This window comes from Candidatus Protochlamydia phocaeensis (assembly GCF_001545115.1).
Lineage (GTDB): Bacteria > Chlamydiota > Chlamydiia > Chlamydiales > Parachlamydiaceae > Protochlamydia_A > Protochlamydia_A phocaeensis.
This window is the reverse complement of sequence record NZ_FCNU01000032.1, coordinates 328433-342296: the sequence shown is the minus strand read 5'-3', so window position 1 is coordinate 342296 and position 13864 is coordinate 328433. Positions and strand designations below refer to the sequence as shown.

The window sequence follows — 13864 nt, the reverse complement described above, 5'->3', positions numbered from 1 at the left end:
GAAGAGACGATGAAATCTTTACAAACCTTGCAATCCTGGAGGCAGCTGCTCAGCATTCAGGCCGGCGGAGTCATCTGCCTGCCTGTCATCTTCATTGGAAGCTTGCTATGCGAAAAATATGGGTGGAGGGCTTCTTTCTCTATTATCGGTATAGGCAATGCGCTTTTGCTTATTTTAGGACTGATTTCGGCTCGCATGAGCGTCACGTATCGCAATAGCACTGCTGAGCAAGCCAAGCGTTATTTCGGCAAGAGAGGGAGCCAGCTTTTTGCGTTAGCGTTGATGGGATCTATGATGGGCTGGTTTGCCATTCAGCTCAATCTCATGAGCCTTGGATTGGAACATTTTACTCTTAAGGCGGGCCTAAAATGTCCTTCCTATTTGCTAAATGCTTTGCTGGGATTGGTTTTATCTTTGCTCATGCTCAAGGGGATCAAAGCTGTTAATCGGCTAGCTGACATTAGCCTGCCTTTGCTCATTTTAACTGTAGGATATGCGCTTTGGAGCGTTGAATTCGAGCCTCAAGAAAACAATCCTTCTTTTTCCATTTGGGAAGGGCTTGCAATTATCCTTGGGATTGAATTAGGGGCCGTTATCGATTTGCCGACATTTTTTCGGCATGCTAAATCGCCTAAAGATGCCTATATCAGCATTCTTGTTCTATATGGGCTTATCGTACCCGTAATTGAAATGGCAGGTGTTTATTTGGCTTGCCAAGGCCAAGCTAAGACAATCGTTGAAGTGCTGCAAGCCGGGCAGGGTGTTTGGTGGAGTATGTGGACGGCTCTATTTATTCTGTTGGCTGGATGGACGACGAATAATGCCAATCTCTATTCAGCTGTCGCCAGCTCGCAGATAGTTTTTCCTTCTTTCACGTTTAAAGCAAGGGTACTGATGCTGGGAATAGGAGGAACGCTTCTTGCTTGCTTGAATCCTGCCGAGCACTTAGAGCTGTCTTTAAATCTTGTGGGATTGGGGATAGGCAGCATCGGCGCCATTTTGTTATCAAGCTATCTGTGGGAAAGCTGGCAAGGAAAGGCCGTCAGCGAAAAAAACTGCCTATTGGCATGGGCAGGAGGATTGCTGGGAGGGATCGGCTCGCTTCTTAAGCTGTGGGAGCTATCTTCCATTGCTTTTTTGGATGCCTTCTTCCTGGCCTTGATTGTAAATATGATGCTTTTAAATTTTAATAAAGGAAAAGTATATGCAGCGATTGACTAAAGAAGATTTGGCAAATTTGGCCCTAGGTAGTGCTGTGTTGGGGTCTGGCGGAGGGGGGGATCCTTTCAACGTCTTGCCAATGATTGACTATCAAGTGGAACAATATGGGTTGCCCGACTTAATCTCGTTAGAAGAGCTAAATGAAGAGGACCTTGTCGTTCCTGTGACATTCATGGGAGCCCCTTTAATCAGCCTAGAAAAAATTCCAAGCGGCCGTGAGCTGTTTGCCATTGTAGATGCCATCAAAAAAAATTTAGGGAAAACCCCGGCAGCGCTGATGGCTGCCGAAATCGGCGGAGCAAACGCCTTGACGCCTTTTTTTGCAGCCAGCCAGTTGGGCATCCCCGTTTTGGATGCCGATATGATCGGGCGGGCTTTTCCGGCTTTGCAAATGAGCACGTGCTATCTTGCCGGCTTGCCTTTAGGCCCTGCCTTTCAAGCCGACAGTTTGGGCAATTCCTTGATGATCCACGCAGACAGTCCGGAGTCATTAGAACGGATTGCGCGCGCAGCGACGGTTGCGATGGGATCGAGCAGCGCGGCTGCTTTCTATCTAATGGATGGATTGGCGGCTAAGCAAGGAACACTAGCTAGTTCCATTTCTCGAGCCATGCAATTGGGAAGAACCATTGCTAATAATCGATCTAACGACTTATTTCCTCTTTTGGAAAAACAGTGGGATGCCCGCCTGTTGGCAGAGGGGAATTTAATTGACGTTGATCAGACCGTTGAAGGCGGATTCTTAAAGGGGACCGCCACAATGCTGGCGAAAGAAGGAAAAATTCGAATTTCTTTTCAGAATGAGTATCTAGTAGCCCTGCAGCAGGACCGGCCTTTGGCCATGACGCCGGATATTTTAGTGCTGCTGGAGAAAACGAGCTTTACTCCTATTACAAGTGAAGGATTGCGCTATGGCCTGCAAGTGGTTCTCATGGCTTTTCCCTCTCCTCTTCCATGGCTGTCGGCGCACGGACTAGAATTAGTGGGGCCGCGCGCTTTTGGCTATTCATTCGGCTATCAACCTATTCAAAATGAGGCAAAGCGATGAAAGTCCAAAGATTTTCTATTGGAATTGATATTGGTGGGACAAATACTGACGCTGTTTTGGTAAACGATCAGCAAACCATCATAGCAAGCGTTAAAGTGACCACCACTCGGGAGATTAGCCAGGGATTCAAAACGGCAGTCGCTTCCTTATTGAAACAAGCTGCTGTCCATCCCTCTGCCGTTCAAGGGGTTTTTTTGGGGACAACGCATGCGATCAATGCTATTTTACAGCGTCAAGGACTCTATCGCGTGGGCGTCATCCGCCTAGCAGGCCATCAGCCGCAAACGCTTCCTTCTTGCTATCAGTGGCCCAAAGAGCTTAAGCAGGCTGTTTTGGCGGGAGCACGAACGATTGATGGCGGGTTTGAGTGCGATGGAAGGGCGATTAAAGATTTAAAGCCCGATCAAATAGCAAACGCTATCGAAGAGCTGAGAAAGCTTGGAGCGGAAAGTTTGGCAATTATTGGAGTTTTTTCTCCTCTCAGCCGCGAGCAAGAAATAGGCGTTGCAAATTATGTAAAAGGAGAAATGCCTATTTCTCTTTCTTGCGAAATTGGAGGAGTCGGATTCATTGAAAGAGAGAATTCGACCATTCTCAATGCTGCTTTAAAAAAAGTCATGGCGCAAGGTTTCCGCTCTCTGCAAACGGCTTGCCGGGATCTGGGATTGAACAGCCCTTTGTTTATTACTCAAAATGACGGAAGCTTGATGACCCTTCAGCAGGCTATTGAATATCCGGTCTTGACGATGTCGGCCGGTCCGACCAATTCATTTAGAGGGGGCGCCTTGCTGGCCAAGCAAACGAATGCTATTGTGATCGATATTGGTGGAACCTCAACGGATGTCGGCTTAGTCTCAAAAGGATTCCCAAGAAGAAGCCTGAATACCTCATTGATTGGCGGCGTCCGCCTCAATTTTTCCATGCCCGATGTATTGTCCATTGGGCTAGGAGGGGGAAGCTGCATATCGATGGAAGCGGAAGCTTTTCAAATTGGGCCGCGGAGTGTAGCAAGGGAATTGATGGAAAAGGCAAAAGCCTTTGGAGGCGATCAACTGACTTTGACAGATGCTGCATTGGTTACCGGATGTCTCTGCATCGATCAAGCAGATCCTGAGCGAAGTGGCCTCACAAGAGATCAAGCCAATCGCATCCTTTCGCAGGCCTTTGCCAAGGTCAGCGAGCTTGCTTGCGCAATGCGGGGCGGGCATGATTATCTGCCAATGATTATCGTAGGAGGAGGAGCAACCTTATTTTCCTGTGTACAAATGCCTGACAATTGCTTCTTGCCTTCTTATTTTGATGTCGCCAACGCTTATGGAGCGACATTATCTGAAATAGCTGCAACCATTGATACTGTTGTGAGCTTAAGCCAGCGAGAAGCTACATTGGAGTCTTTAAAAAGCCAGGCTGTGCGGCAAGCCATTGAGCAAGGAGCAGATCCAGATAAGGTGCGATTGATTGATCAGCACATTTTACCTTATCCTTATTTGCCCAATCAAATGGCGCGCGTCATTATTCGCGCCGCAGGCCCGCAGAAAAAGATCAAAAATTGATTTTTGAGTTTTTTTACCCTTTCTTGCAGGCCGAAGGGCTGCAAGAAGGGGCTAATGAAGCGTGGGTATGTGATGGCTTTCATTTAAGCTTTGCTATTTAAAGCAAAGCCATCCTTTTTGGGATTCTTTCCTTTCCTGAGCCATTTGCCACAATGCATCGGCAGTTTCTGTTCCGTGCCTGACTAAGATTTGGTTGAATAAGAGTTCAGCTTCCGCTTCCTTTTTCAAATTTAAAAGGGTTGTTAATGTATCTAAGAGCACGCTATAAGAAACTTGAGTGCCGCGAACCGCAAGGATTTTTTCAAAGACAAGGAGAGCCTTCTGATAGCGCTTTAGCTTTAGCAGATTAGCCGCTTGCCTTTCGAGTAATCTAATATTAGTAGTAAAAGGCGCTTGGAACTTATAGCCTTGAACAGCTTTCTCGAAATAAGGGCAGGCTTTTCGGTATTGGCGCAATTCAAATAAACAACCGGCCAGCTTGGAATATATTTTAGGGGAAACAGGCTGGTTTTGGGACTTGTAGATGCCTATTGCTTTTTTAAGCAAAAGGATAACCTTCTTATATCTTTTGAGCTTGTATAAATTGCGTGATATTGCCCACAAAGCTTCTATAGGAGCGTTTGGGCCATAAATGGATAAAGAGAGTTCAAAAGCCTCTTCAGCCTTCCCATATTTGCCAAGATGAAAATAACAGAATCCGATTAAGCAAATAAATCTAGGCTTTAACGTAGGAAACGGGACGCCCTCTAAAAGAGTAATGGCCTTTTGATAGTTTTTGAGAAGGTGATTGACATGGGCAGCCCAGCATCGCAAGTCTAGAGGAATATTTTGGCCATACGCTTTAATAGCTTGTTCGAAAAGGGCTGCGGCCTCCTCTTTTTTATTTAGGTGGCATTTATTTAAGCCGGCTTTATATAACAGCTGTGGAGGACTATTTTTGCCATATCCAAGGATGGATTGGGAGAAAAAGGTATCAGCTTTTTTGATATCTGTTGCTCTATAGTGGCAAGCTAATTGGAATAAAAGCCAAGGATGCTGGCTATGCTGATGCAGTTTCTCTAAATTTGGCAGAGAAGAATGGGAGGCCAACTCTATTAAAGCGCGGCAGTCGCCTTGCCGCTCGGCTTGTATGGCAAGCCCCTGCTGCAGCTCAAGATAAACGGAAGCAAAAATAGGAGTGGACAAGGGCAGCTGAAAACGAGCTAGAATGGTGCTTGGGAAGGTGGCGCCTTTCTCGCTTGCTTCAGTCAGGGTTTGTTTGACGATATCAAAAGAGACTAAGGGAGGGGAATTGGGTTGTTTCAAACAAGCTGTCCATTTGATAAAGGCTTGCAGCCCTTCTAGGCACACGTCTCCTCCAAAAAGTCGATTGACTGGTATTTTTGCTTCCTGATGGGAAGTCACATTGAGATCTAGCTTTCCTAGAATGTCCTTCTGAATGGATGAAGAATGGCTTAGCTCTTTCAGATTCTGCGATAAATAAGTCCCTAATAGCGTAGAATTCTTAATGATATAGGAAAATTGTTCTCTCATTCTGATTGCCATCAACGTATCTCGCATTAAAGGCAGGCAAACGTGATCTCTAAACAAAATCCGCATGCTCAGTATTTGAACGAGCATGGCGCCAAATAGATAATTCCATTTTTCTTTATTCGGAAGGCTTTGACATTCCGACCAATCAAATTGAAAATGATCCTTCTTTCTAAGCTCTTTCCAAGCCACATGCGTCGCCAATAAATGGCGCTTCTCCACTTGTTCGAAATGCAATAAATCTTGAAAATCGAAAAAGCAGGCAAGATGGCTGATCACATCCAAGCATAGCCCTTGCCAGGGAACGGCCGGCTGCAGGCCGATATCCGCTGAGTTAAGGTCGTCTTCAAAGACAGCAAAAGAATTTATTTCAGGATAAAATGGACTAAAATTAGTTTTCATTTTAAGAATTAATAATTGGAAATATTTTTTTAAATTAATTAATTTGTTTAATGAAAGAGTATTTCATTATTTCTATTAATTTAAAAGCGATTGATAAACGGCGACTCGAAAATCTCGCTGAAAAGAGTAATGATGGGAAGGCATGACTTGAGTGAGAAAAATACCGATCAATTCTTCTTTAGGATCGATAAAAAAGCTGGTACTCGCCATTCCGTTCCAGGAATATTCGCCGGGTGTTCCAAGAATTTGCGCTTTGGCTGGGTCTAGCATGACGGCGACTCCTAAGCCAAATCCAATGCCTTCCGGACTAATTTCATGGGATATTCCTTCCTGGCTGAACTGTCCCAAATCTCCTGCCAAGTGGTTAGTCGTCATCAGCTCAATCGTTTTGCGACTTAAAATACGATTTCCATCCATTTCTCCTCGATTTAGCAGCATCTGACAGAAGCGCAGATAATCCATTCCTGTAGAGACCATTCCCCCTCCTCCGGATAAAAAAGATGGCGAATTAAAAAAATGCGTTGTATGGCGTTCTTCATCGGCTCGGACAAGTTTGCTAGCTACGATTTGACTGCTATCTTTTGAATAGAGGGTGGTGAAGCGGTTTTGCTTGTGCTTAGGGAGATGGAAAGCGGTATCCAGCATGTTCAGCGGGGCTGTAATTTTTTTATTGATAAATTCATCTAAGCGCATGCCGGAAAAGTATTCAATTAAGTAGGCAATGACATCATAGCTAATGCTGTAATGCCATTGCTTGCCGGGTTGAAAGGCCAAAGGCAATTGGCTTAACTGTTGGATCATGTGCTTCAAATCTCTTTCGGAGTGCATGCCTACTATGCCGGCAGACCGGTACATGTCTCCGACGGGCGAAAGATTGAGTAGATAATGGGTAAGTCCGGAAGTATGCAGAAGAAGGTCCCTGATAGTCATCTCTCTTCCAGCAGGCACTGTTGAGAATTGGGTAGCTGTTCCCTCTTCAAATACACCTAGACTGAGAAATTCCGGAATAAATTTTGATACGGGATCTGAAAGCTGAAAATGGCCTTGTTCATACAGAACAAGCAAAGCGACGGCAATAATGGGCTTGGTCATTGAATAAAGGCGAAAAATAGCCTCTTCCCGCATAAATTTTTCATTTTCCACATCCATTTTGCCATAAGTGCCAAAGTGCGCGATTTTTCCACGGCGTGCAACTAATGCAATAGCCCCCGGTACTAATTCTGCCTGAATATAGCTTTGCACCAATTTATTGATTTGGCTTAAACGCCCGGAAGATAGGCCGACTTCTTCCGGCTTGACTTTGATCATAATAGACACTTAAGCCTCTCCTTCTGTATATGCAAAAGAAATGAATTCCTAAAGTCAATAGATGACTATAACCTTAATATTTTAAATGATTTAAATATCATTGCCTAAAAATTTTAGCTTTAATACACCCTCTTAGGGAAAAAGAACCCGGGTTTGAATAGCCATTTATGGCATGCGTTTGTGGAGTTTCATAAAAAATTTCAATGCCCATTAAAAAAATTCTAATTTTTCTTATCATAATAAAACTAAGCATGCATAGTTTAGCCGTATATGCAAGTAAATTATTTAGATAGCCATGCTGAAGAAAAAAATATTCTTAAACATCTTATTTTTTTTGCTTACCAGCTCTTTTCTTGTCGCTAAGGAAAAGACGGTGATCCGGATTGGGCATTTTGCAACGGTCACGCATGCTCAGGCCGTAATTGGGCATGGATTGACAAGGGAATCAAAAGGATGGTTTGAAAATTATTTAGGCCCCGATATCGAATTGCAATGGTTTGTCTATTCGGACGGGCCGAGTGCCATGGAAGCCCTTTTTGCCGATTCGATCGATTTAACTTATGTAGGGCCTAGTCCAACCATTAATGCGTATGTAAGGGCGAAAGGGCAGCATATCCGCATTGTTTGCGGAGCCTGCAGCGGAGGGTCCGCTTTAGTTGTTCAGCCGGATAGAATTGAGTCCGTTGCAGATTTTAAGGGGAAAAAAATTGCCACCCCTCAATTGGGTAATACACAGGATGTCATGGCACGCGCATGGTTGTACTCCAAAGGATTTCAATTTAATTTATTCGGAGGAGATGTCACGGTGCTTCCCATGAATGGAGTGGATCAATTGACTTTATTTCAGCAAAGAGATTTAGATGCGGCATGGACAGTCGAACCTTGGGTTAGCCGCCTTGTCATAGAAGCGAAAGGAAAAGTCTTTTTGGAAGAAAGCGATCTGTGGGCTTTAACGGGAGGCAAGTATATCACCACCCACCTTGTTTGCAATGAAAGTTTTTTAAAAAAACAGGCGGATTTAGTTAAAAAATGGATTTTAGCTCATATTGAGTTGACAGAATGGATAGAAGCTTATGAGGCCAAGGCTAAGGCCTTATTTAATGAGGAGATAAAAAGGGAAACGTTTGTTTCCTTGTCTCCCGCTGTTCTTGATCGCGCCTGGAAGCAGATCAATTTAACCTATGCGCCTATTCAAGCCTCTTTATACCGCTATGCAGATTGGGCTTATGAGTTGGGCTTTCTTAAGCAGGAGCCTCAACTTGAGCATATCTATGATTTGCATTTATTAAGAGAGGTATTAGATGAAAAAGAAACCTTTAAAAAGAAGATGTTGCCTTTACAAATTAAGCGGACGCCATGAATCCTCCTAAAATCGTCATAGACCATGTTTATAAGCAATTTAAGATAAAGACCAATGATGTTCAAGCGCTTGAAAATATTTATATGGAAATTCAAGAGGGGGAATTCGTTTGTCTAGTCGGGCCTTCGGGATGCGGAAAAACCACTTTGCTGAATCTGATTGCCGGGCTGGATTTTCCGGACAAGGGAGCGGTTTACGATAATGGCCGGCCGATTACAGGACCTAGCAGCGATCGCATGGTGATGTTCCAAGAGGCGGCTCTTTTTCCGTGGTTGGATGTCTTAGACAATGTCTTATTTGGGCTAAAGCTAAAAAAAGACCTCTCTTCCACACAACGTTTAGAATTGGCCAAATTTTATCTCCGTCTTGTCGGGCTGGAGAAATTTATGCATGCCAGAGTTTATGAACTATCAGGGGGGATGAAACAGCGTGTGGCGCTTGCACGTGCTTTGGCTCCCGATCCGCATCTGCTTTTAATGGATGAGCCTTTTGCGGCTTTAGATGCCTTGACTCGCGAGCAGCTTTATGATGACATTCAAAAGATTTGGCAAAAACAGCGTAAAACAATTATTTTTGTGACCCATAATGTATCGGAAGCGGTCTGCTTAGGAGACCGTGTTTTCTTATTTGCTTCCAACCCTGGTAGGATAAAAGAGCAATTTCTCATCCCTCTTCCTCGCTTAAGGGAGATACGCAGTGTGGAAGTCGCTCAATTTGCCAGTGAAATCACCCATGTTCTCAAATCCAGTTTTTCTTCCTTTGAGCAGCCATGAAACGTTTACTATTTGCCGGTGCTTTCTTTTTGATCCTTATCTTGATTTGGCAGTTTTTAATCTATGCCAATATCTGGTCTCATGTTTTGATTCCTTCTCCGGTGGAAGTTATTCAATATTTGATCGCCTCGACTAAGGACGGCACTCTTCTTTCCGCCACTTATGTGACGTTGAGGCGTTTATTGCAAGGGTATGCGGTCGGTCTTATCGTCGGCATTCCTATAGGCTTATTAAATGCCCGCTTTCAACTATTTGAAGACACAATTGGCACAATCGCTTTAGGAATGCAAACCTTGCCAAGCGTCTGTTGGGCCCCTCTGGCCATTTTATGGTTTGGGCAGACGGAAAAAGCCATGTTTTTTATTGTCGTTATGGGATCTGTCTGGTCAATTGCTCTGGCCACCGATACAGGCGTAAGGAATGTACCAACTATTTATATTAGAGCCGCAAGGACATTGGGATCAAAAGGATTGCATACGTGGCTAAAAGTGATTTTACCAGCTTCTTTGCCCTTTATCATCACTGGCATGAAGCAAGGGTGGGCCTTTGCCTGGCGTTCTCTGATGGCTGCTGAAATTTATATTACGGTATTGACAGGATTTGGATTGGGAAATTTACTTCATTATGGAAGAGAGCTGCATGCCATGGATGGCGTTGTAGGCGTCATGATTGTGATTATTATTATCGGATTGTCTGTCGATAAATTCATCTTTTCCTCATTAGAAAATTTTGTCCATATGCGCTGGGGAACGCAAAAGTCAATCCGGCAATTATAATCGGGCTTTTTATAAAACTTTAAATGGCATCCCTTCTAGTTGGGCTATCTTTTCCAATGCTTCAAATAACTTCTTTTCAGTAAGATCGGCTATTTCGAGCGCGTGCTGAGCCCTCTTGACGTGTTCGATATTAGGTTCTTCATCATCCTCTGGTAAGGTGCGCTGCTCTTTATAAGCTTGCAATTGAATAGTTAGGTTTTTCATTTGCTTTGAGGAAAGGTGGGCGGAAGGGGGCTCTTTAAGATAATGGAAAGCATGTACATGTGTTTCAATAAATTTCTCTTGAGTGATTTTAAGGCTTGGCAGGCTGACTAGGTCTTCACAGTGGGGAAAATGGTCATCGGCAAATAGGACGGTCAGCTTAGTGGCATATTCCCATCTGGGGGATTGGGCTAATTTACCCATTAGGCGGTTATGCTTTTTCCTTTGGAAAGCATCTCCTTCTTCTAAATTGAAAATGATATCTTGTTCATCGAAAGGAAGATTGGCTTCTTGGATATGTTTAAGTGTGACTTCTTTCATATCCGGTCCCCGGGACGTTAGGATCACCACCATCCAGTTAGACTCTCTAAATTTTTTGATAAGGCTTCTAATTTTTTCGGCATTTTCACACGCTGTATAAGACACTCTATAGCGAACTTTCACTGACCAGGGATAATGAATATCGGCAGGAAGGCTAGCTTCTTGATTATGTTTGACGAGAAAATGATACCAATGTTCGGATCCGAAACAGCTACAGGCCTTTGCTAAAGTCTGATCAAAGTCTAAAGCGATTACCTTCAAATGGTGAGGATGAATGTCCTCTTCATTCTGCTCTTTGAATGCCCATTTCGGTAATTCTAAAAGACTATAAATAGGGATAATACAAGATGAGACAGTTTGCATAAGAATTCATCGGAGAGGTAAATATATTCTTCTCCTCACTGTATTATATTTAAAAATTAAAACCTATGGCTTTCCCGTTTTATCACCTTGCGGAAATGCAGAGAGGATTTAATGGCCAAGATTTGATTTTTTTTCGTAGAGAGAATCATCTCAAATCTAGGTTATTATGGGATGATAAAGATCTAAAAAGGCTTGGGTTTAAGCTTTTTATTTTAAATTCTATTTTGCTTTTTCAGGGAGGAATCAATTGGGCATCAGGCTGCAAAAGAAGAGGGATTCTTTTTATTGCACATGCCAACCTTTCAACTTTTCAAAGACAGCGCTTGCAATTTGAATGTCTTCGACAGCTACTCCTGTCAAATCCGCTACTGTCGACCAATGCGGCTCCCTCTTCAATAAATGAGGATGAGCAAGGCCTTGGCCTAATTCAACCAATCGTCGGAGAGAATTCAAATGCGGAACATAGGCCAATTCCCCATATTTTCTGCATTGCTCCAAATTATCGGCGGCGACCAAATCGGCTTGCAGCAGAACGGATGCATCGAGTTCCTGCTTGCCTTCAGCGTCGGATCCAACGGCCGTAATATGTGTACCGGGCATCAGCTGATGATCGAATAAAAGCGGGGAAGTGGACGGCGTGGTGGTGACAATCAAGTGGCAGCTTTTGGTTATCTCTTCAAGCGCAGATACAGGTTCAATGTCAAAGAAATGTAGGAGGGGGTGCTGGGCAAAAAGACGGGCTTTTGAAGCATCCCTTCCCCATACTTTAACCTGACGGCAAGAAATTACAGTCCGCAGGGCGTGAAGCTGATGCAGAGCTTGCGTGCCGGTCCCTATGATCCCAATGCAGTCGACAACGGGCGGAGCTAAATATTTAGCGCAGATGGCCCCTGCAAGTCCCGTTCGAATATCCGTTAGCAATCCTTCATCTAGTAAAATGGATTCCAGCTCCCCTGTTTGCTTTTTGAATAGCATCATCACTCCTTGGCTGGATGGCAGGCCTAAACCCGGGTTGCCGTAGAAGCCCGAGGCAATTTTGACGACATAATAGTTTTGCCCTTCTAGGTATCCGTATTTTATATGAACATCTCCAGAAGGCTGATTGAAATGTAAAAATCCCATAGGCGGAGAAAGAACGTTGCCTTGAGCTGCCGCTATCAGCCCCTCCTCGATTTTTTGCAGACAATAAGGCAGATCGATAGCGGATTCGATCTGCTGTCTGTTCCATATGGAAGGCAAGGCATTTTTTCTACCCATGAAGGGCCTGCCTATTGTTCTCAAGGAAGCGTTCTAATTTAACTAAGGCCTCTGGCATATTGCGACGGCCGAATCCAATTCGAAAATGATTTTGAGTGTCATTGTATACGCTTCCCGGAAGGATAAGTACACCTTCTTGCTCGATCAATTCTTGGGAAAATTGCTCGACATTTTTTTTGCCTGTCAGAAGGCGCGGAAATCCAATACATCCTCCTTTGGGGCGTACCCAATGGAAGAAAGGAGAGTAGCGTGCGAAGAAGGCATCCAATAGAGCTAAATTATCTCGCATGATCTTTCGATTGCGGGCAAGAAGGGCTTGCTTGGCTCGAAGGCCAATCAAAGCCAAAATCTCGCTCGGGCCGCTATTGCAAATGGATAGATAATGCTTGAATTGAGCCGCTTGTTCAAGGAAGCCGGCATCTTGGCAGGCTAGCCAGCCGATGCGCAGTCCGGCCAGGCCGAAAGCTTTGGACATAACGCCCAAACTGATTCCTTTTTCGTAAAGATCGGCAACGGCTGGCAAGCGATCTTTTTCCTCTATCTCTAAGTCGCGATAGACCTCGTCTGAGAAGACATATGCCCCGCATTGACGGGCTAACTCAATAATCCCTTTTAAAATCTCATAAGGAATGATAGCTCCCGTAGGATTATGAGGGAAATTGACGACGATCAAGCGTGTAGAAGGCTTCATAGCTCTGCGCATGTCGTCCAAATCTAAGCTCCAATCGGAAGGATTGAGTGCAACCAAAGAAACATCTGCTTGCAAGCTGCGAGGAAGCGTTTCCAAAGATTGGTAACAAGGCGTAATCGCGATGACATGATCTCCTGGCCGAATCAGAGCATTCATAGCGCAAAAAATGCCTTCTTCCGCCCCTGCAAAGCAAAGCACTTGCTGGTCCTTCAATGAAGAATAAAGCGCGCTGATTTCTTGCCTAAGAAGCGGAAGGCCTTGTGTTTCCGTATACCCTAAATGAAGGGTATCCCAAAGCTTGCGGCTTTCTTTATCGGCTAAGGCCAGCAGATCGGATAAATCCCATCTTTCCGCATCGGATTGTCCTAAAAGGAAAGGAGCCTTGAACTCCCATCTGGAGAAGTAATCTTCTAATTTGAAAATTGGCAATTTCATGATTGATGAACCTCTGTAGATGAAAGCTCTCCTAAATATTTATAGACGGTTGCACGCGAAATGCCCAAGACGCTTCCCACATAATGGGCTGCATTTTTTGCACGGAAAGCGCCTTCTTGATGAAGCAGACGGACCAGCTCTTTTTTTTGTTCTTTTGATAGGCTTTGTAAAGTCAAATGGCGAACCTGAAGAAAATCATGCACAAAGACGCTGATCTTCTCTTTCCAATCTTCGCTAAAGAGCTCTTTTGGCAAAGTCACAGCAGTAGGAGCTATAAAAAGTTGAATAAGCTTTTGACATTCTTCCATTTTGGAAATGTCTAAATTAATGCATAGCAGACCGATCGCTTGCCCCCCACTACTGCGCAAAACAGCGGTCGTTGATTTAAGCTTCCTGCCATCCCAATTCGTTTTATAATACGTTTCAAAGACAGCAGGCAGCAAAGCCATTTGAATCTCTTCTTCCAAAAGCGAGTCCTCTCCGATCGCCCGCTTGGAAAAATTATTAAAGAGAGCGGCAATAGTGCGCGTTTTGAGATCGTGAATGACAACTTCTGCCCAAGGATGAAGCAATTGGGCTATCGCCTCAGCAATTGGAAAATACACATTTAATTCTTCAGACATAT

At 44.2% G+C, this 13864-nt stretch carries 12 protein-coding genes; 6 read left to right on the top strand and 6 right to left on the bottom strand.

The genetic code is table 11. The annotated features are described in order from the left end of the window. Positions 1-9: 9 nt before the first annotated feature. The 3 genes from BN3769_RS14040 to BN3769_RS14030 are packed head-to-tail and all read left to right on the top strand — an operon-like array spanning position 10 to position 3822. Positions 10-1221 carry a cytosine permease gene (locus BN3769_RS14040; RefSeq protein WP_068471456.1) on the top strand — a complete coding sequence of 404 codons (1212 nt, stop codon included), beginning with the start codon at positions 10-12 and terminating at the stop codon, positions 1219-1221. Beyond that, positions 1205-2269 (top strand): DUF917 domain-containing protein, encoded by a 1065-nt coding sequence (locus tag BN3769_RS14035; protein WP_068471455.1) that lies wholly within the window; start codon positions 1205-1207, stop codon positions 2267-2269. The genes BN3769_RS14040 and BN3769_RS14035 overlap by 17 nt, the downstream gene beginning before the upstream one ends. Then, entirely contained in the window at positions 2266-3822 is a 1557-nt protein-coding gene (locus BN3769_RS14030) for an ROK family protein (RefSeq protein ID WP_068471454.1), read from the top strand. The genes BN3769_RS14035 and BN3769_RS14030 overlap by 4 nt, the downstream gene beginning before the upstream one ends. Positions 3823-3915: 93 nt before the next feature. Here the strand turns inward: BN3769_RS14030 and BN3769_RS14025 are convergent, their stop codons facing one another. Together BN3769_RS14025 and BN3769_RS14020 are read right to left on the bottom strand one after the other, a co-directional pair. Further along, positions 3916-5754, bottom strand: a complete 1839-nt coding sequence (locus BN3769_RS14025; RefSeq protein ID WP_068471453.1) for a tetratricopeptide repeat protein — start codon at positions 5752-5754, stop codon at positions 3916-3918. 75 nt (positions 5755-5829) lie between these two features. After that, complete coding sequence (locus BN3769_RS14020) at positions 5830-7062, bottom strand: serine hydrolase domain-containing protein (protein WP_068471452.1); 1233 nt, start codon at positions 7060-7062, stop codon at positions 5830-5832. 295 nt (positions 7063-7357) lie between these two features. On the opposite strand from BN3769_RS14020, the gene BN3769_RS14015 reads away from it, so the two are divergent. Genes BN3769_RS14015 through BN3769_RS14005 form a run of 3 tightly spaced genes read left to right on the top strand, consistent with a single transcriptional unit; the run spans position 7358 to position 9971 of the window. Further along, positions 7358-8422 (top strand): ABC transporter substrate-binding protein, encoded by a 1065-nt coding sequence (locus tag BN3769_RS14015; RefSeq protein ID WP_068471451.1) that lies wholly within the window; start codon positions 7358-7360, stop codon positions 8420-8422. Further along, positions 8419-9195, top strand: a complete 777-nt coding sequence (locus tag BN3769_RS14010; protein ID WP_068471450.1) for an ABC transporter ATP-binding protein — start codon at positions 8419-8421, stop codon at positions 9193-9195. Before BN3769_RS14015 ends, BN3769_RS14010 begins: the two co-directional genes overlap by 4 nt. Then, complete coding sequence (locus BN3769_RS14005) at positions 9192-9971, top strand: ABC transporter permease (RefSeq protein WP_068471449.1); 780 nt, start codon at positions 9192-9194, stop codon at positions 9969-9971. The genes BN3769_RS14010 and BN3769_RS14005 overlap by 4 nt, the downstream gene beginning before the upstream one ends. A 9-nt stretch (positions 9972-9980) precedes the next feature. Here BN3769_RS14005 and BN3769_RS14000 read toward each other — a convergent pair whose 3' ends face one another. The 4 genes from BN3769_RS14000 to BN3769_RS13985 form a co-directional block, all read right to left on the bottom strand. Continuing rightward, a complete protein-coding gene (locus BN3769_RS14000) occupies positions 9981-10856 on the bottom strand; it encodes a DUF2608 domain-containing protein (RefSeq protein WP_068471448.1) in 876 nt (291 codons plus the stop codon). Between the two features lie 282 nt (positions 10857-11138). Further along, positions 11139-12113 (bottom strand): Rossmann-fold NAD(P)-binding domain-containing protein, encoded by a 975-nt coding sequence (locus BN3769_RS13995; RefSeq protein ID WP_068471447.1) that lies wholly within the window; start codon positions 12111-12113, stop codon positions 11139-11141. After that, complete coding sequence (locus BN3769_RS13990) at positions 12106-13239, bottom strand: aminotransferase class I/II-fold pyridoxal phosphate-dependent enzyme (RefSeq protein ID WP_068471446.1); 1134 nt, start codon at positions 13237-13239, stop codon at positions 12106-12108. The genes BN3769_RS13995 and BN3769_RS13990 overlap by 8 nt, the downstream gene beginning before the upstream one ends. Next, positions 13236-13862: a helix-turn-helix transcriptional regulator gene (locus BN3769_RS13985; protein WP_068471445.1), complete on the bottom strand. Its 627-nt coding sequence runs from the start codon at positions 13860-13862 to the stop codon at positions 13236-13238. The genes BN3769_RS13990 and BN3769_RS13985 overlap by 4 nt, the downstream gene beginning before the upstream one ends. Positions 13863-13864: the final 2 nt, after the last annotated feature.